The 17,932-nt window shown below is 66.4% G+C and carries 15 protein-coding genes; 10 read left to right on the top strand and 5 right to left on the bottom strand.

Going from position 1 to position 17,932, the window contains the following annotated elements; all coding sequences use genetic code 11:
- Positions 1-18 precede the first annotated feature (18 nt).
- From A9W99_RS23630 to A9W99_RS23620, 3 genes are read left to right on the top strand one after another with little or no spacing between them, the layout of a single operon-like run.
- The gene (locus A9W99_RS23630) at positions 19-1,191 is read left to right on the top strand and encodes a bifunctional cobalt-precorrin-7 (C(5))-methyltransferase/cobalt-precorrin-6B (C(15))-methyltransferase (protein WP_067384105.1); all 1,173 of its coding nucleotides are present in this window, start codon (positions 19-21) and stop codon (positions 1,189-1,191) included.
- The gene (gene cobM, locus A9W99_RS23625) at positions 1,188-1,943 is read left to right on the top strand and encodes a precorrin-4 C(11)-methyltransferase (protein WP_067384280.1); all 756 of its coding nucleotides are present in this window, start codon (positions 1,188-1,190) and stop codon (positions 1,941-1,943) included. Before A9W99_RS23630 ends, cobM begins: the two co-directional genes overlap by 4 nt.
- Positions 1,943-2,662, top strand: a complete 720-nt coding sequence (locus A9W99_RS23620) for a cobalt-precorrin-6A reductase (protein ID WP_067384102.1) — start codon at positions 1,943-1,945, stop codon at positions 2,660-2,662. Before cobM ends, A9W99_RS23620 begins: the two co-directional genes overlap by 1 nt.
- 104 nt (positions 2,663-2,766) lie before the next feature.
- Here A9W99_RS23620 and sigC read toward each other — a convergent pair whose 3' ends face one another.
- Positions 2,767-3,321 carry an RNA polymerase sigma factor SigC gene (gene sigC / locus A9W99_RS23615; protein WP_067384278.1) on the bottom strand — a complete coding sequence of 185 codons (555 nt, stop codon included), beginning with the start codon at positions 3,319-3,321 and terminating at the stop codon, positions 2,767-2,769.
- Between the two features lie 187 nt (positions 3,322-3,508).
- Between sigC and A9W99_RS23610 the strand changes: the two genes are divergently transcribed.
- A complete protein-coding gene (locus A9W99_RS23610; protein ID WP_067384099.1) occupies positions 3,509-5,050 on the top strand; it encodes a PPE family protein in 1,542 nt (513 codons plus the stop codon).
- A 27-nt stretch (positions 5,051-5,077) separates the two neighbouring features.
- On the top strand, positions 5,078-5,995 hold the full coding sequence (gene bla / locus A9W99_RS23605) for a class A beta-lactamase (RefSeq protein WP_082930168.1): 918 nt from the start codon (positions 5,078-5,080) through the stop codon (positions 5,993-5,995).
- Here bla and A9W99_RS23600 read toward each other — a convergent pair.
- Genes A9W99_RS23600 through cobG form a run of 3 tightly spaced genes read right to left on the bottom strand, consistent with a single transcriptional unit; the run spans position 5,992 to position 9,200 of the window.
- A complete protein-coding gene (locus A9W99_RS23600; RefSeq protein WP_067384096.1) occupies positions 5,992-7,476 on the bottom strand; it encodes a precorrin-2 C(20)-methyltransferase in 1,485 nt (494 codons plus the stop codon). The two genes, bla and A9W99_RS23600, sit on opposite strands and share 4 nt — an antisense overlap.
- Complete coding sequence (locus A9W99_RS23595; protein ID WP_067384093.1) at positions 7,473-8,099, bottom strand: precorrin-8X methylmutase; 627 nt, start codon at positions 8,097-8,099, stop codon at positions 7,473-7,475. The genes A9W99_RS23600 and A9W99_RS23595 overlap by 4 nt, the downstream gene beginning before the upstream one ends.
- A gap of 9 nt (positions 8,100-8,108) precedes the next feature.
- Positions 8,109-9,200, bottom strand: a complete 1,092-nt coding sequence (cobG, locus tag A9W99_RS23590) for a precorrin-3B synthase (RefSeq protein WP_067384090.1) — start codon at positions 9,198-9,200, stop codon at positions 8,109-8,111.
- 500 nt (positions 9,201-9,700) lie between these two features.
- Between cobG and A9W99_RS23585 the strand changes: the two genes are divergently transcribed.
- From A9W99_RS23585 to A9W99_RS23570, 4 genes are all read left to right on the top strand, one after another.
- Positions 9,701-10,153 carry a hypothetical protein gene (locus A9W99_RS23585; protein WP_067384087.1) on the top strand — a complete coding sequence of 151 codons (453 nt, stop codon included), beginning with the start codon at positions 9,701-9,703 and terminating at the stop codon, positions 10,151-10,153.
- Positions 10,154-10,470: 317 nt separating this feature from the next.
- Positions 10,471-10,950 (top strand): hypothetical protein, encoded by a 480-nt coding sequence (locus A9W99_RS23580; RefSeq protein ID WP_067384084.1) that lies wholly within the window; start codon positions 10,471-10,473, stop codon positions 10,948-10,950.
- Positions 10,951-11,098: 148 nt separating this feature from the next.
- Positions 11,099-11,767: a S9 family peptidase gene (locus A9W99_RS23575; protein WP_067384081.1), complete on the top strand. Its 669-nt coding sequence runs from the start codon at positions 11,099-11,101 to the stop codon at positions 11,765-11,767.
- A 56-nt stretch (positions 11,768-11,823) separates the two neighbouring features.
- Complete coding sequence (locus A9W99_RS23570) at positions 11,824-13,281, top strand: NAD(P)/FAD-dependent oxidoreductase (RefSeq protein ID WP_067384078.1); 1,458 nt, start codon at positions 11,824-11,826, stop codon at positions 13,279-13,281.
- Positions 13,282-13,407: 126 nt separating this feature from the next.
- Here the strand turns inward: A9W99_RS23570 and A9W99_RS23565 are convergent, their stop codons facing one another.
- On the bottom strand, positions 13,408-14,247 hold the full coding sequence (locus tag A9W99_RS23565; protein WP_067384075.1) for an SDR family oxidoreductase: 840 nt from the start codon (positions 14,245-14,247) through the stop codon (positions 13,408-13,410).
- 39 nt (positions 14,248-14,286) lie between these two features.
- Here A9W99_RS23565 and cobN point away from each other — a divergent pair, with 39 nt between their 5' ends.
- A complete protein-coding gene (gene cobN, locus A9W99_RS23560; RefSeq protein WP_067384072.1) occupies positions 14,287-17,859 on the top strand; it encodes a cobaltochelatase subunit CobN in 3,573 nt (1,190 codons plus the stop codon).
- The last annotated feature ends 73 nt before the right edge of the window (positions 17,860-17,932 follow it).

Raw genomic sequence — 17,932 nt, 5'->3', positions numbered from 1 at the left:
TGAGGAGGAGCGGCGCATATGATCGTCGTGGTCGGTATCGGGGCCGACGGCATGGCCGGACTATCAGAAGCTTCGAGGTCCGAATTGCAAAGAGCGACCATTATTTACGGCTCGAAAAGACAACTTGACCTGCTCGACGACACCGTAAGTTGCCCCCGCCACGAGTGGCCGTCGCCCATGCTGCCGGCGCTGCAAACACTGAAAGTCGACGGCGACGACATTCACGTTGTGGCAAGCGGAGATCCGTTGCTGCACGGCATCGGCGGCACCCTGGTCCGCTTGTTCGGTGCAGGGAAAGTCACTGTGCTGCCGCACGTTTCGTCGGTAACGCTGGCGTGCGCCCGAATGGGCTGGAACGTCCACGACACCGAGGTGATCAGCCTGGTCAGCGCGCAGCCGCACACCGCGGTTCGCTGCGGCGGACAGGCGATCGTGCTGTCGCGCGACCGGACCACGCCGCAGGCACTGGCCGTGCTGCTCAACGCCCACGGGCGCGGTGATTCCGAATTCACCGTGCTGGAAGGACTCGGCGGCCCCACAGAACGCCGACGCGACGGCCGGGCCCGAGACTGGGCCGTCGGCGGCCGTGATGATCTCGACGATCTCAACGTGGTCGCCATCCGCTACCTACCCGACGAACGCATCTCCTCATTGCCCGACGGCGCCTTCCTCCGCGACGGGCAGATCACCAAACACGGCATCCGGGCGGTGACTTTGGCGGCGCTTGCCCCGCGGCCGGGCCAGCGGCTATGGGATGTCGGCGCCGGCTCAGGCAGCATCGCGGTCGAGTGGTGCCGAAGCTGGCGCGGCTGCACCGCGGTGGCGTTCGAACATGACGAGCGACGCGCGCTGAACATCGGGCTCAATGCCGCGCGTTACGGCGTCAGCGTCGACGTCCGCGGCAAGGCGCCGCACGCATTCGACGGCGCCGAAACACCGTCGACGATTTTCCTCGGCGGGGGTCTCACCCAGCCGGGTCTGCTGGATGCCTGCCTCGACCACTTGGGTAACGACGGGCGCCTGGTCGCCAACGCCGTCACCGCCGAATCGGAAGCTGTTCTGGTGCAGGCATACTCGAAGCACGGTGGCGAGTTACGACGCTTCCAGCACTATCGGAGCGAGCCGCTCGGCGGATTCACCGGCTGGCGCGCACAGCTTCCGATTACCCAGTGGGTGGTGACGACGCGGTGACCGTATATTTCATCGGCGCGGGTCCGGGCGCCGCCGATCTGATCACTGTGCGCGGCCAACGGCTGCTGCAGAGGTGCCCGGTCTGCCTGTATGCGGGATCGATCATGCCCACAGACTTACTGACGCACTGTCCATCCGACGCAAAGATCATCGACACCGGTCCGCTCACGCTGGACCAGATCGTCACCGAGCTCGCCGACGCCGATACCGCCGGTCACGATGTGGCGCGGCTGCATTCCGGGGATCCGTCGCTGTACAGCGCGCTGGCCGAGCAGTGCCGCCGACTCGACGCGCTAGGCATCGGCTACGAGATCGTCCCGGGCGTACCGGCTTTCGCCGCGGCCGCCGCCGCGTTGAAACGCGAGCTGACCGTTCCGGCGATCGCACAGACGGTGACACTGACCAGAATCTCGACGCTGTCCACGCCCATGCCACCCGGTGAAGACTTGGCCACACTCGCGCAATCCGGCGCCACCCTGGTCCTGCACCTGGCTGCCGCGCAGATCGACGTCATCGTCCCGCAACTGCTGACCGGGGGCTACCGGCCCGAAACGCCCACGGCCGTAGTAGCTTTCGCCAGTTGGCCGCAACAGATCGTGCTGCGCGGCACGCTGGTCGACATCGCCGGGCAGATGCACGACGCGAACATCACCAAGACTGCGGTGATCATCGTCGGTGATGTGCTTGCCGCAGAGGGGTTTACCGACAGCTACCTGTATTCGGCGGCGCGACGCAGCATGGGACAGCACTGATGCGGGTGCTGCTGCTCGGTGGTACCGCCGAGGCGCGAGCTCTGGCAAATCGCGTGTACCCGCAAGTCGACATCATCAGCTCGCTGGCCGGCCGCGTACCGGACCCGACCCTGCCGTCCGGGCCGGTGCGCATCGGCGGCTTCGGCGGTGTCGACGGGCTACGGAACTGGCTGCGCGACAAAGGAATCGACGCTGTCGTTGATGCAACCCACCCGTTCGCGGCAACCATGACCGCCCACGCCGCCGAGGTCTGCAAAGAACTAGGGATGCCTCATCTGGTCCTGGCCCGCCCGCCATGGGAACCGGGCACCGCCAACGTCGTCGCATCCGACAACCAGGCGGCAGAAACCGTTGCAAAACAACGATATTCGCGCGTGTTCCTCACCACCGGACGTTCGGGGGTCAAAGCGTTCGCCGACAGCGACGCGTGGTTCTTGATCCGCGCGGTCACTGCGCCGGACGGCGACTCGTTGCCGCGCCAGCATCAGCTGCTGTTGTCCCGCGGGCCGTATCGCTACGACGACGAGCTCCAAATCCTCAGTGAGCACCGCATCGACGTGCTGGTCACCAAGAACAGTGGTGGCGACATGACCCGCGCGAAGCTGGATGCCGCTGCGGCGTTGGAGATTCCGGTCGTGATGGTGGCGCGCCCGCCGTTGCCGGCCGGCGTAACCGCGGTGGGAACCGTTGAAGAGGCCGCCGAGTGGCTAGCATCCTGAGTCATAGGTAGCGCGTCGAACGTGGGGGATACGCACGCATTCTGGTTATTTTTCGTCCGTATCACCCACGTTCGGCGAGTGAGGCGAGCACTGGCGGGTAAGGCCTAACCGGTCAGGTCGTCGCGGTCGCTGTCGGCCAACAGCGCGTCACGGGCGCGGGCCACGCGCGACCGGATGGTGCCCACCGGGCAGCCGCATACCGCCGCAGCGTCGGCGTAGGACAGGCCCAGCAGCTGGGTGAGCAACAGTGCTTCCCGTTGCTCGGTGATGAGGCCGCCGATCATGGTGGTCACTTCGACCAGGTCTTCGAATCCGCGGGTGTGCCGAGCGGCTTCGAGCACCCGTTCGGGATCGGTGCCGTGGGCGGTGCGGGGCCGCGACTTCGCACGACGGATGTGATCGGCCACCACCCGCCGGGCGATGGCCAGTAGCCACGTTCGGCCGCTCGAACGTCCGGAGAACCGCGGGATTGCGCCGATTGCGCGAAGGAACGTCTCTTGGGTCAGGTCGTCCGCGTTGCCGACGTCCGACAGATAAGTGACAAATCGCCAGACGTCTTGCTGCGTGGCTTTGATGAACGACTCGAGCGCCCGCTCGTTGCCGCGGGCTGCCGCCAGAGCAAGTGCGGTGACGGCCTCGTCGTCGCTCCGCGCGCTCATGACCATCCACCTTAAACGGGCAGACGTGGTGAGTCTACGACTGGCTGTCGTAGCGGTTGCTCAGGCCGAATTCATAGAAAGTCGCCAGGAACCAAATGAGAACGCCCGCCGACCAGTAACGAGAGCACTACTTGGGTTTCGAGAGGGTAATCATGTCGCTGCGCGCTGTCGCCGAGGGATCGCGTCGATGACTGCACCGATTTGGATGGCATTGCCGCCGGAGGTGCACTCAGCGCTGCTGAGCAGCGGGCCGGGGCCAGGCTCGCTGCTGGCGGCGGCCGCCGCATGGACGTCGCTGGGCACCGAATACACGCAGGCGGCGGACGAACTGACCGGATTGCTGGGTGCGGTGCAGGGCGGAGCGTGGGAGGGCCCCAGCGCGCAGCAATACGTGGCGGCGCACGGCCCCTACCTGGCCTGGCTGCTGGAGAGTGCCGCCAAGAGCACCACCGCGGCGGCCCTGCACCAAACTGCGGCCGTCGCGTACACGACGGCGCTGGCCGCCATGCCGACGCTGGCGGAATTGGCGGCAAACCACGCCACGCATGCAGTCCTGGTGGCAACGAACTTCTTCGGCATCAACACCATTCCCATCGCCCTGAATGAAGCCGACTACGTGCGAATGTGGGTACAAGCCGCCGAGACGATGACCACGTACCAGGTGGTGAGCGGATCCGCGCTGGCCGCGGTTCCCGCGACAGCGCCCGCAGCGCCGATCCTCGCGCCCGGCGGAGAGGCTCAAGCAGCGGTAACTCAAGCGGCTGAGAATCCTCCGGCCACCTCGTGGCAGGACCAGCTCGCGTCCTGGCTGTCGGACATCACCCAGAACATCCTCTGGCCCCTTGGGAAAGAGCTGTACCCAGACGGCTGGCCCATCCCCGCGGTGCCCTTTGCCAACGCGGTGTCCTCGTTCTTCATGCAAATTCCGGGCATGAGCCCCGCCTTGGCCACAGCGTTGGGCTGGTTCATCTTTCACTCGTTGATGCTTGTCTGGCCCCTCGTGCAGCTGATGCAAACAGCGCTGCTGCTGTCCCCGGTCCTGCTACTCGCAGCAGTCCCGGCGGTCGCTGCCGTCGGCGTGGGCGCCATCGTCGCCGGTGCCGCGAGCGCCGCCGGCATTGCACTGCCGACAACCCTGCCGGCGGCAGCCCCAGCGCCCGCGCCGACGGCCGCCGCGCCGGCTCCGACACCGACCACGACCGCCGGAACCCCGGCACATCCGAGCACCGCCAATGCGTCCAGTGTCGCGCCGACAGCGGCCACCGCCTCCGCCAGCGGACCGGTGGGCGGCGGTCCGGACGCCGGCTTCGGGGGTGCGACGGATGGCGCCGGCGCCGGCATGGCCGACGCCCAATATGCGGTTGGCCTGGCTGGATTGTCGTCACGCAGTAGTGCCAGCAGTCGCACGCGCAGTAAGTCGCAAGAGCCCGCGCCCGACGAAGCCGAGGAACCGGCCGCCACCGCGGCGTCGGCCCGTGAGCGATTGCGCAGTCGTCGGCGGCGTGGGGCAGAGGCCAAAGACCACGCCTACCGCCACGAGTACATGGACCCCGAGCCAGATGAAGCGGCCCTGGCATCCGATGCGGGCGCGGGACCGGTTGGGTTTGCCGGCGCCGCGCCCAAGTCCGGATTTCAGCCCGCCGGACTGCTCACATTGGACGACGACGGGGTCAACAGCGGTCCGAACGCGCCGATGCTACCGACCAGCTGGGGCGACGACACGCTCTAATGTGGACGTGTGACACGCCTTTTGGGGGTGGAATGCGTACCGCACGTCCATACTCGGCGACAACTGTTCGCGGCAGCTCTCTTGATCCCGCTGGCCGGCTGCGCGCGCCCCACCAGCGGTGTTCGCGCCGCGCCGACGACTGCGGCACCGGCACCCGACTTGACGGGCCGTTTCGACGAGCTCGAGCGAAAGTACGGCGCGCGGCTTGGCGTTTACGTGCCCGCCGCCGGCGCAGTCCCCGAGATCGCACACAGGGCCGACGAACGATTCGCTTTCTGCTCCACCTTCAAGGCGCCACTGGTCGCCGCGGTGCTGCAGCACAACCCACTGCCGCATCTGGACAAGGTCGTCACCTACACCGCTGAGGACATCCGGTCGGTTTCGCCGGTGACCCAGCAACACGTCCAGACCGGAATGACGATCAGGCAGCTGTGCGATGCCGCGATCCGCTATAGCGACGGCACGGCCGCCAATCTGCTGCTCGCCGAGCTCGGCGGGCCCGCCGCCTTCACCGCGTACCTGCGCAGCCTGGGCGACACCGTGAGCCGGCTGGACCAGGAGGAACCGGAACTCAACCGCGATGTACCCGGCGACGAACGGGACACCACCACTCCGCGCGCGATCGCCCTGGTCTTCCAAAAGCTCGTTCTCGGTGACGCGTTGCCGTCCGACAAACGGGCACTGCTCACCGACTGGATGGCGCGCAGCACCACCGGCGCCAAACGAATCCGGGCCGGATTCCCCGCCGATTGGAAAGTCATCGACAAGACCGGATCCGGCGACTACGGCCGCACCAACGATGTTGCGGTCGTGTGGTCATCCAACGGCGTGCCCCACGTCGTGGCGGTCATGTCCGATCGCGTCAGCGGCGGCTATGAGGCTCCGTCCAATGACGCGATCGTCGCCAACGCGGCCACGATCGTCGCGTCCGCGCTCGGCGATTAGTCGGGATAGCGCCGCGGGGTGAACACCCGGTCGCCGGAATCGGTTGAGTACCACTGAGTTTGCGACGATCCGATGATTAGCAGGCAGCGCATGTCCACATCGCAAGGATCCAGATCGGCGAGGCGCACCACGCGGACGTCTTCGTCGGGGCCAGAAACTGCGCCCGTTACCGAGCGGCCGATGACCACCGGGGTGCCGGGGTCGCGGTGGGCCAGCAGTGCGTCGCGCATGGCGCCGACCTGCCAGGTGCGCGACTTGGAGGCCGGGTTGTAGATCGCCAACACCAAATCCGTGGCGGCGGCGGCCTGTAGGCGCGCGGCGATTACCTCCCACGGCTTGAGCCGATCGGACAACGAGATCACCGCATAGTCGTGGCCCAGGGGAGCGCCGACCCGGCTCGCGACGGCCTGTGCCGCGGTCATCGCCGGAATCACCCTGATCCGTATCCCCGGCCACTGCTTGGCTTCCTCCAGGACGGCGGTGGCCATTGCGAACACCCCGGGGTCGCCCGACGACACCACAGCGACGGCGTGGCCCTGTTCGGCGAGGGTGAAGGCCAGTCGCGCACGCGCGGGCTCGTCGGTGTTGTCGCTGGGGTGACGCCGCTGACCGTCCCGGGCCGGGACGCGGTCCAGGTAGCGGCCATAGCCGATCAGGTCGGTGGCATCGGCCAGCTCGCGCCGGCTTTGCGGCGTCATCCAATCGTGGTCGCCCGGTCCCAAACCCACCACCGCAACTGTGCCTGCCGTACCGCCGCGCGGGCGGCCGCCGGGCAGCATGGCCAGCGAGAAGTACGGCACGCTGGTCTCGTCGACGTCGCCGGCGGGCAGCACCCGCTGCCCGGGAGTGCTGGCCCGTTCCACATAGAAGGCGTCACCAAGCTGGCCCGACGCTGAAAGTGCTTCGCGGACATTGTGATACGAGCGGCCCAGTTTCAGTACGACGGCCGCGTCGGCATCAGCGAGCCGGTGGGTCAGCTCGTCGACCGGCAGTGTGCCCGGCAGCACGGACAGCACCTGGTCGCCGGCCACCAGCGGTGTGGCGACGGCGGCCGAGGCCGCACTGACCGACGTCACACCCGGCACGATCACCGCGTTGAACCGCTCCGTGAGCCGGGTGTGCAGATGCATGTAGGAGCTGTAGAACAGCGGGTCACCCTCGGCGAGCAACGCCACATTGCGGCCCGCGTCCAGGTGCGCGGCGATTCGCTCGGTGGCCTCGGCGTAGAAGTCCTCGAGCGCGCCGGCGTAGCCACCCGGGTGGTCGGTTGTTTCGGTGGTCACCGGGTAGACGAGGTGTTCCTCGATCTGGCCAGGGCGCAGATACGGCTCGGCGATGCCGCGGGCGATGCTGCGACCGTGACGGGCGCTGTGGTAGGCCACCACGTCGGCCTCACCGATAACCCGGGCGGCCTTGACGGTCACCAGCTCCGGGTCGCCCGGCCCCAGCCCGACCCCCCAAAGCGTGCCGCGCGTCGTCATTCCTTGTCGGCCGCGATCGCGTTGACGGCGGCCGCCGCCATGGCGCTGCCCCCGCGGCGGCCGCGCACCACCAGATAGGACATCCCCCGCGGACGGTCCACGAGTTCCTGCTTGGACTGAGCGGATCCGACGAATCCGACCGGGCCGCCCAGCACCGCGGCCGGCGCCGCAACACCCTCGTCGACCAGTTCGAGTAGCCGGAACAGCGCGGTGGGCGCGTTGCCGATGGCCACCACTGCGCCAGACAGCCGGTCGGCCCACAATTCCACGCCGGCCGCCGAGCGGGTGGTCCGGCGGCGGGCGGCCAGCTTGGTCGCCCGCGGATCGGCGACCAGCGAGACCACCTGGTTACCGGCGGGGAGCCGTGTGATGGTGATGCCGGCGGCCACCATTGACGAATCACACAGCACCGGCGCACCGTCGCGCAGGGCGGCGCCGGCGCGTGCCACGACGTCGTCGGTGTAGGCGATGTGCTCGGTGAGGTCGACTTGTCCGCAGGTGTGGATTAGCCGGACCACCACCCGCGCGACATCGGCGGGAAATCGGGTCAGGTCGGCTTCGGCCCGGATGGTCGCGAACGACTGGCGGTAGATCTCGTCGGCGTCGCGAAGGTAGTCGAGCACTCGCCCACCTTAAGACCTGAGAACCCTGTATTCGGTTCCGGTGGCCAGCAACACCTCACCCGTCTGCGGGCTGCCGCAGGCGCGCTCGCAACCGACGAAGTGACGATGCACCGGGTAAGCGGCGTCGAGCGATTCCGCCGCGTCCGCCCGCACGTCGGCGGCCGATCGCGCGCAACCGGGACTGCCGGTGCAGGCGCTGACGTTCAGCCAGGGGGAGTTCTCGTCGAACACCAGCCCCAGCGGTGCCAGCACGCGAAGCGTCACGTCCGCCGCGTCTTCGCTGAGGTCACACACCAGCACCGATCGCCACGGCGTGATCACCATCGGGGCGTCGATTGCCGCCAGGTATTCCGCTGTCGAGGCGCGCAGAACGCCCAACGGGACCCCGGCACCCAACGCGACGCGGCCGTCGTTTTGTTCGATCCAGCCGACCGGTGGACGAGTGACAGGTGGAAACGGTGGACCCAGTGTGGCGCCGGGTAGCAGGGCGGTTGGATCCGCCAATTCTGTTACTCGCCAGGCATTCCCGCGCATGTCGACGAACCGCAGCGCCACTCGCAGCAGGGCGTCGACGATGTCGTCAACCCGCACACCGGTGTCCCGTCCGGCCAGCAGCAGCGCAACACCGTCGTGCCGAACATGGACGCCGACGTCGGCGCCGAGGCCGGACACGTCGGCGCTGCCGTCGTCGAGACTGAACCAGAACCGGCCGCCCAGCTGCGCCAGTCTGGGTTCGCCGCAAAGGGCCGCATCGAGGTCACCGACCCAGTCTCGAACGTCGGGACCCCTGCCCACGCGGCCGGAGAGCGGCGACGCGACGATGTTGCGGACCCGCTCATGGGTTTCCGACGGCAGCAGCCCGGCCGCTGCTATCGCTTCAGCCGCCGCGGTGATGTCGGTGATGCCGCGCAGTTGGAGGTTGCCCCGGGCAGTCAGCTCCAGCGTGCCCGTGCCCAACTCTCCCGAGATGCGGGCCAACGTAGCCAACTGCGTTGCTGTGACCATTCCGCCCGGCAGCCGGACCCGCACCAACGCGCCGTCGGCGGCCTGATGCACTTGCAGCGCACCGGGGCAGGCGTCGGTGTCGCGGGATCGGGGCATGGTTCACGGTACGTCGCTGATCAAGAACGGCGATTTCCGCGCCTCCAAGGTGTCAGCGAACACATATCGGCCGGAGTGTCGGAAGTCGGTCCTTGGCGCTGAGCAAGTGCCCAGCAGCAGCGCCCGGCAGGCTGCGCGGACGGGGATGGTCGCTTCCTCTTAGCGGCGGCGCGCCTGGGGGTATGTGTCTTTTAAAAATGCCGGTGCCGTCAGGGCTTTGCTCGTCACGCCAGGCGGTCTAAAAGTCTTGCGCAAGTGGCGATACCGACTTCGTGAAGAACACTTCAAACATGAAGTCAGACCGTTCGTACTCGCGAAGCCCCCTTACGAGAATCGCATAAGGATTAGCGAGGCGCCTGCGAGACTATCTGCACGAACGGCCGTCACAGTCGGCTGAGCTAGCCGACCGCATCCGGCACGGCACCCCCCAGGCCCCCGGCGATGTCCATCCAGAAAGAAGGGACGCCCACATGTTCACGACTTCGTACCGTCAGCCCGTCATGACAACCATCACCCTCGCCCTCAGCGCCACGGCGACTGTCACCGCAACGATCGGCCTGGCCGGCCCTGCCCATGCAGACGACAAAATCGATTTTCGGTCACCGTCAGGAGACGTCGTCTGCAGCATGGCACAGAGGCATGACATGAACGATCCTGCGAGCTACGGCAAGGGCGTGGTCGCGTGCCAGGTCTTGAACCACACATACCCCCAGCCACCTCTGGCGGACTGTCCTGTGGCGGGGCGTGAATACGATCTCGAGCAGGGAACCCCTGCATCCCTGGGTTGTCAAGGTGGATTGATCGTTGACCCGCTGCCCCCGAAGTTCGACAACGGCCAAAGTTGGTTAGTCGGCACGATCACTTGCGAAATTGCGCCACCGGGGGTGACGTGCACCGACAGCAGCACCGGTCACTTCCTCCGCCTCTCGCGCGATTCCTACCAGCTGGGATGATGCTCAGCAGTTAGGGGCGCGGCGGTTCGTCCGGGTCTGGGTAAAAGCCGTTGCTTTTCCAGCCCTAGAAGGTCCTGGTGGCGCGATGCTAGCGGCTGGCGAAAGTGGGTGACAGTTGGCTACTCGACGATCACAGGCAACGCCATCAGGACTTCTGTCGTCATCGCGCCAATCGAATAACACCGTCAATGCGCGTATCACCACGGTGATAGACACGCGACGGCAGTTGAACACTCGTGGCGAACACTTCATGTGGTGCAGGTCAAAGTGTCGTAGCGTTCTTGATGCGACCGAATACCCAAAGGGAAGCATCCGCCATGCTGAAAATTACTGCCTGCTCAATCGTGGCGCTCACCGTACCAGCGGCGGCCGCCCTCATTGCGGGTGCCTCGTCCGCCAACGCCGATCCGGCGGACATCCCGCCCATGGAGACGTCGCGTGGTGACTACGTCGGAGACTGGCAGAGGCACTTAAGCATGATGACGATCGCGCCTGACGGCACCGGGACGATCCTGCTCGGGTCCAGCGCCCGCGACGGCGAGAGGTGGACCCTGCGCTGGGCGCAGGGCGACGGCCTGGGTCTCGCGATCAGGTTGGAGCAGCGCATCGGTGCCTGGGGCGACGGACTGGACGGCGACATCAACGAGCAGACCGCGTGGAAAGCCGAGCTCGTCGTGGCCCCAGACGGCGTCACCGTCCTCCACCTAGCCCACAACGACGCCGAACTCACCGATGCGAACGCCGGTGACATCTGGTGCTCACAGAAGTACGGCCACAGCCGCTTTTGCGGTGCCTGACCCGAGGTTCGCCCGGCCATCGGGGAGCGGATCAACTCGCCGACGACGAATCGTGAGGTCGCCGGGCCGGTCCCAAGCCCAACTGTGGATAGACGACAGGAGCGGGCCCAAAGATTGAACGCCTGCCGGCCCGGGCACCCTGGTTGCCGTGGAAACGGTGGAGTACGCCTCCGGACGCCTGGCCGACGTGTACGGCGATTCGACACGGCCTACGATCCTGATCTGGCATGGCATGCAGACCAATGCCCGCGCCGCCGTCCGCCCCCTCGCCGGCCTGCTCGCCGACCGAGGTGCGGCCGTCGTCGCGCCGGACTGGAACTCCCATGCCGCCGACGGCGGCCGCGCGGATCTACTCGGGTCGCTCGAGTTCACCCAACGGCGTGCCAGCAACCGTCTCACGCTCGTCGGGTGGTCTTTGGGCGGTGTCGCCGCGGCGCGCGTGACAGTCGATGCAGCGGACTTCAATGTCATGCTGGCCCATACGTTTTGCCTGGCCGGCGCTTTCATGGTTCCCGACCCGATCTCCGGTCGACGGGTGACCGACGGACTGTCTGCCGAAAACTTCGGCGCCCCTTTCACGCTGCTGCACGGTCTGGCCGATGACGTCGTGCCCCTGACGGCCAGCAGAGACTTCGCCGCCGCTCTGGAACGGATCGGCTGGCCCGTGGAGGTGGTGGAGCTCGCGGCCGACCACGGGACGATCGCCGGTGCCGACTACGACCCTGTCGCCGATCGCTACCAGCCGGGCCAGAGCGGCGGGGCACGAGCGGTAGCCGGCGAGGTCGCCGCGCTGATCACAGCAAAGCTCGATCTCTGAGTCGCGCAGGCCCGAACGGCGTAACGTGCACGCCAGAGAGAGGTCGGGTGAAACGCATGACGCATCAACGCCAACTGCAGATCGCGATCATCGGCGCGGGAATGTCGGGCATTTGCATGGCGGCCAAGCTGCAGGACGCCGGTATCGACTCGTTCACCATCTTCGAAAAAGCCGACGATGTCGGAGGCACTTGGCGCGACAACACGTATCCCGGACTCACCTGCGACGTCCCGTCGCGCTACTACTCGTATTCGTTCCGGCCGAACCCGAAGTGGTCGCACGTGCTGCCCCCGGGACCGGAGATTCAGGCTTATTTCCAGCAGGTGGCTGCCGAACGCGACATCCGCAAGCACATCCGGTTCGGCACGGACGTCACCGCGGCCCGCTACGACGACGGCCGGTGGCAGCTCACCACCCCCGACGGCGAGGAGACCTTCGACGTCCTGGTCACCGCAACCGGCGTGCTGCGGGTACCGCGTTACCCGGACATTCCCGGACGTAACACGTTTGCCGGTCCGGCCTTCCACTCGTCGCGCTGGGACCATTCGGTTTCGTTGCCGGACAAGAGGATCGGTTTGATCGGGACCGGGTCGACAGGCGTGCAGATCACCGCGGAGCTAGGCGGCAAGGTGCGCCAGCTGAAAATCTTTCAGCGGACCGCGCAGTGGGTTTACCCATTCCCTAACCCGCGTTATTCAAAGTTGGCTCAGGCGGCGCTGTCCCGGTGGCCGGCGCTGAACGGTCTGCCCTATCGCTTCTGGGGATTTTTAATGCGGCACTGGTTCGGCCTCGCACCGATCCGCCCGGGCTGGCAGCGTCGTCAGATCCAGGCCTGGTGCCGATGGAACCTGCGGCTGTCGGTGCGCGATCCACAACTGCGGGCCAAGCTGACCCCCACTTACCAGCCGATGTGCAAGCGGCAGGTGATGGCCGCGAATTTCTACCGTTCCGTGCAAAAGCCCGGCGTCGAGATCGTCACCGACTCGATCGACCACATCGAGCCCCGCGGCATCGTCACCGCCGACGGCACGCTACACGAGTTGGACCTGCTCGTCTTCGCCACCGGGTTTGACGCCCGAGCCTATGTGCGTCCGCTGAACGTGATCGGCGAGGGTGGGATCAGCCTGGACGAGGTCTGGGAGGACGGTCCGATGGCCTACCGATCCGTCGCGGTGCCGCGATTCCCGAACCTGTTCATGATGATGGGGCCGCATTCGCCGATCGGCAATCAGTCGCTGGTTCCAATCGCTGAGGACCAGGCCAATTACGTGATGTGGTGGATCCAGCAGCTCCGTGATGGCCGCGTGGTCGCCGCAGCGCCGACCGAAGCGGCCACCAAGCAATACAACGAAGAGATGAAAGCCGCTATGCCGCAGACGATTTGGGTCAGCGGCTGTAACAGCTGGTATCTCGGAAAGGACGGCCTGCCCGAGCTGTTTCCGTGGACACCCGAGACCCATAGCGAGCTTTTGCGCCAACCCGAGCTCGACCATTTCGAAGTGCGTACCGCCTGAGAAACGTCCGGCAGCAAGGTGGCATTGTGTGCCCGCCGAACGTGGGAATATGCCCGCGTTGCCAATGGTTTTCATCCACACCGCCCACGTTCGGCGAGTGAGCCAACTCGGCGGAGCTGGTTACACTTAGGACGTCCACGTTCCGATGCGTCGCGCATAGGCGGCTCGCTCGTCAGGCCGAAGGTCGCTGGTGCAAACACGATCCGTGCCCAGCGCGCGTCCCATTGCCTCCGCTATTGGTTGCGGCATCAGGCGTTGAGTCGTGAGGGCAATGCCGATCGAACGGGGAACGAACACACGGGACTTCGGCTTGGCGATCACGCCGGCTATCGCCCGGGCGACGTCTTCCGGTTCGGCGTTCTTGAAGCCCCTCGCGTGTCCGAAACCAGCGACCATCTCGGTATTGGTCAACGTAGGCATGATCACCGAGAAGTGCACCCCGCGTCCATGGTTTTCCAGTCGGAAGGCGTCGGTGTATCCGAGTACAGCATGCTTTGTGGCGCTATAGGTGGCCAGGCCTGCGCCCGGCAACACACTACCGATCGACCCGATGTTGACGATGTGACCGCGACCGCGGGGCAACATGCGTTGTGCTCCCAGTTTGGTACCCAGGATGACGCCGTAGATGTTGACGTCAAGCACCCGCCGGGTGACTGCGTCAGCCTCATCGACGGCGCTGCCCGCCGGCGCGATGCCCGCGTTGTTGACCAAGACATCGAGGGGACCCAACTTGGTTTCAACTACGTCGAGGAAACCTGTATAGGACTCGCAATCCGTCACGTCCAACCGATGGCAAACCTTGAGCCCCAACCGCTCGCCTGACTCTTTCACGACCGCTTCGTCGATGTCTCCTATGGCGACCTTTGCGCCCAAACTTTCCAGAACCGTGGCCGTGGCCAGGCCGATCCCCCGAGCACCCCCGGTGATGGCGATTACTTTCCCCGAGATCTTCCCTGCGACGGACATGGCCCATAGCGTAAGCCGTCGATGCGGTACGAATGGTAGGTGGCTGAGCCTTCCATCCTGCTGTTGTCGACGTCCGACACCGACTTGATCAGCGCCCGGTCCAGCGGCAAGAACTACCGGTGGGCCAACCCGTCACGGCTGTCCGAAGACGAACTACCGGACCTGCTGACGGGCACCGCGATCGTGGTGGTGCGGATCCTCGGTGGCTACCGCGCCTGGCAGAGCGGTATCGACATGGTGCTCGCGAGCGGTGTACCGACCGTGCTGGTCAGCGGCGAACAAGCGGCCGACGCCGAGTTGACGGGACTGTCCACCCTCGCGGCCGGCATCGCCGTACAGGCGCACATCTACCTGGCCCACGGTGGCGTGGAAAACCTGCGCCAGCTGCATGCGTTCCTGTCGGACACGGTGCTGATGACCGGTATCGGTTTCACGCCACCGGTAGTGACTCCGACCTGGGGCGAGCTGGAGCGGCCGGGTACTGCGAAGGCCGGCCCGACCATCGCCGTGCTGTACTACCGCGCGCAACACCTGGCCGGCAACACCGCCTACGTCGAAGCCCTGTGCCAGGCAATCGAAGCCGCTGGCGCCCGGGCGCTGCCGGTCTACTGCGCCTCGTTGCGCACCGCCGAACCAGAACTGCTGCAACGCCTCGCCGACGCCGGCGCCATGGTGGTTACCGTGCTCGCCGCCGGAGGCCTGAAGCCGGCGACCGCTTCGGCCGGTGGTGATGACGACAGCTGGAACGTCGAACACCTTGCGGCCCTGGATATTCCGATATTGCAAGGTCTGTGCTTGACCAGTCCCCGCGATCAGTGGCTCGACAACGACGAGGGGCTCAGCCCGCTCGACGTGGCCAGTCAGGTCGCGGTGCCTGAGTTCGACGGCCGCATCATCACCGTTCCGTTCTCGTTCAAGGAGATCGACGACGATGGGCTGATCTCCTACGTCGCCGACCCCGAGCGCTGCGCGCGGGTGGCCGGCCTCGCCGTCCGGCACGCACTCCTGCGCTACGTCGCGCCGGCAGACAAACGGGTGGCTCTGGTGTTCTCGGCCTACCCGACCAAGCATGCTCGCATCGGCAATGCGGTCGGACTGGACACCCCGGCCAGCGCCGTCGCGCTGCTGCGCGCGATGCGCGAGCGTGGATATCGGGTGGGCGATCTGCCCGGCGTGGATGCCCGCGACGGCGATGCACTGATCCATGCTCTGATCGAACGCGGGGGACAGGACCCGGACTGGCTCACCGAAGGGCAACTGGCCGGCAACCCGATCCGGGTGTCCGCCAAGGACTATCGCGAGTGGTTCGCCACGCTGCCCGCCGAGCTCACCGATTCGGTGACAGCACACTGGGGTTCCCCGCCGGGGGAGTTGTTCGTCGACCGCAGCAACGATCCGGACGGCGAAATCGTCATCGCCGCAATGCAAGCCGGTAATCTGGTGTTGTTGGTGCAGCCACCGCGTGGCTTCGGCGAGAATCCCGTCGCCATCTATCACGACCCGGATTTGCCGCCCAGCCATCACTATCTGGCCGCCTATCACTGGCTGGACGCGGGCTTCGGGGCGCATGCCGTGCTTCATCTGGGCAAGCACGGCAACCTGGAATGGCTACCCGGAAAGACGCTCGGCATATCGGCGGCCTGCGGCCCTGACGCCGCACTGGGCAACCTGCCGCTGATCTACCCGTTCCTGGTCAACGACCCCGGTGAAGGCACCCAGGCCAAACGACGAGCCCACGCTGTCCTCGTCGATCACCTCATTCCGCCCATGGCGCGGGCCGAAACATACGGCGACATAGCCAGATTGGAGCAACTGCTCGATGAGCATGCCAATGTCGCCGCGCTGGACCCCGGTAAGCTGCCCGCGATCCGCCAGCAGATCTGGACGCTGATCCGGGCCGCCAAGATGGATCACGACCTCGGGCTGACCGAGCGGCCGGAAGAGGACTCGTTCGACGAGATGATTCTGCATGTCGACGGCTGGCTGTGTGAGATCAAGGACGTCCAGATCCGCGACGGCCTGCACATCCTCGGCCAAAGACCTACGGGTGAGGACGAACTCGACCTGGTGCTGGCCATGCTGCGGGCCCGTCAGCTGTTCGGCGGCGAGCTGGCACTCCCCGGGTTGCGGCAAGCTTTGGGTCTCGCCGAGGACGGCACCGACGAACGGTCTTCGGTCGACCACGTCGAGGCGGCGGCCCGGTCACTGGTCGCAGCGCTCCAGGCCAGCGGCTGGGATCCTGCCGTCGCCGACCGGCTCACCGACAACCCGGACGTTGCCGCGGTGCTGCGGTTCGCGGCCACCGAAGTGGTACCCAGGCTCGCTGGCACGGGCGCCGAAATCGAGCAGATACTAAGGGCTTTGGATGGCCGGTTCATTCCTGCGGGACCATCGGGGTCACCGCTGCGCGGCCTGATCAACGTGTTGCCCACCGGACGCAACTTCTACTCCGTCGACCCCAAAGCGGTGCCGTCCCGGCTGGCGTGGGAAGCCGGTGTGGCACTGGCCGCTTCGCTTTTGAACCGCTACCGCGGCGACCACGGACAGTGGCCGCAGTCAGTCGGACTTTCGGTGTGGGGCACCTCCGCGATGCGCACCGCAGGTGATGACATCGCTGAAGTTCTTGCGCTGCTGGGTGTTCGGCCGGTCTGGGACGATGCATCACGACGGGTCATCGGGCTGACACCGATTCCGCTGACCGAGCTGGGGCGTCCGCGCATCGATGTGACAGTGCGGATCTCGGGGTTCTTCCGCGATGCCTTCCCGCATGTCGTGACAATGCTCGACGACGCGGTGCGGCTGGTCGCCGACCTAGACGAATCCGCCGAAGACAACTACATCCGCACGCATGCTCAGGCCGACCTTGGCCAGCACGGCGATCAACGCCGGGCCACGACAAGGATTTTCGGGTCCAAACCGGGCACCTATGGCGCCGGTCTGCTGCAGCTGATCGACAGCCGGAACTGGCGTGACGACGCCGACCTGGCGCAGGTGTACACGGCGTGGGGCGGATTCGCCTATGGCCGGGGCCTGGACGGTCGCGAAGCCGTCGACGACATGAATCGCCAGTACCGCCGGATCGCGGTGGCCGCCAAGAACACCGACACCCGCGAGCACGACATCGCCGACTCCGACGACTACTTCCAATACCACGGCGGCATGGTCGCCACGGTCCGAGCGCTGACCGGCCAAGCGCCTGTCGCCTACATCGGTGACAACACCAGACCAGACGCGATCCGCACCCGCACGCTGTCCGAGGAGACCACCCGGGTGTTCAGAGCCCGTGTGGTCAATCCGCGCTGGATGGCTGCGATGCGCCGCCACGGCTACAAGGGCGCTTTCGAGATGGCGGCCACGGTCGACTACCTGTTCGGCTACGACGCGACGGCCGGAGTGATGGCCGACTGGATGTACGAACAGCTGACCCAGCGATACGTGCTGGATCCGGAGAACCGGAAGTTCATGACCGAGTCCAATCCGTGGGCGCTGCACGGCATGGCCGAACGGCTGCTGGAGGCCGTCGGGCGCGGTATGTGGGAAGAACCGGAAGCGGAGACCCTCGACGGGCTACGCCAGGCGCTGCTGGAAACCGAAGGGGACCTTGAGGGTTAGTACCGCGAGCGGACGCAGAGTCGCGCTCCGCGGGCGCTTCGCGTGCGATTCTGTGTCTGCCCGCGAGGTAACT

Origin of the sequence: Mycobacterium sp. 1164966.3 (assembly GCF_001665395.1) — a bacterium.
Lineage (GTDB): Bacteria > Actinomycetota > Actinomycetes > Mycobacteriales > Mycobacteriaceae > Mycobacterium.
This window is presented reverse-complemented; position numbering and strand designations above follow the sequence as displayed.

Excerpts from the sequence above, each read along its gene's own strand:
- A9W99_RS23570 (WP_067384078.1), top strand. The coding sequence starts at position 11,824 with ATGACGCATCAACGCCAACTGCAGATCGCGATCATCGGCGCGGGAATG.
- A9W99_RS23565 (WP_067384075.1), bottom strand. The coding sequence starts at position 14,247 with ATGTCCGTCGCAGGGAAGATCTCGGGGAAAGTAATCGCCATCACCGGG.
- A9W99_RS23610 (WP_067384099.1), top strand. The coding sequence starts at position 3,509 with ATGACTGCACCGATTTGGATGGCATTGCCGCCGGAGGTGCACTCAGCG.
- A9W99_RS23620 (WP_067384102.1), top strand. The coding sequence starts at position 1,943 with ATGCGGGTGCTGCTGCTCGGTGGTACCGCCGAGGCGCGAGCTCTGGCA.
- cobG (WP_067384090.1), bottom strand. The coding sequence starts at position 9,200 with ATGCCCCGATCCCGCGACACCGACGCCTGCCCCGGTGCGCTGCAAGTG.
- A9W99_RS23585 (WP_067384087.1), top strand. The coding sequence starts at position 9,701 with ATGACAACCATCACCCTCGCCCTCAGCGCCACGGCGACTGTCACCGCA.
- A9W99_RS23580 (WP_067384084.1), top strand. The coding sequence starts at position 10,471 with ATGCTGAAAATTACTGCCTGCTCAATCGTGGCGCTCACCGTACCAGCG.
- A9W99_RS23600 (WP_067384096.1), bottom strand. The coding sequence starts at position 7,476 with ATGACGACGCGCGGCACGCTTTGGGGGGTCGGGCTGGGGCCGGGCGAC.
- A9W99_RS23630 (WP_067384105.1), top strand. The coding sequence starts at position 19 with ATGATCGTCGTGGTCGGTATCGGGGCCGACGGCATGGCCGGACTATCA.
- sigC (WP_067384278.1), bottom strand. The coding sequence starts at position 3,321 with ATGAGCGCGCGGAGCGACGACGAGGCCGTCACCGCACTTGCTCTGGCG.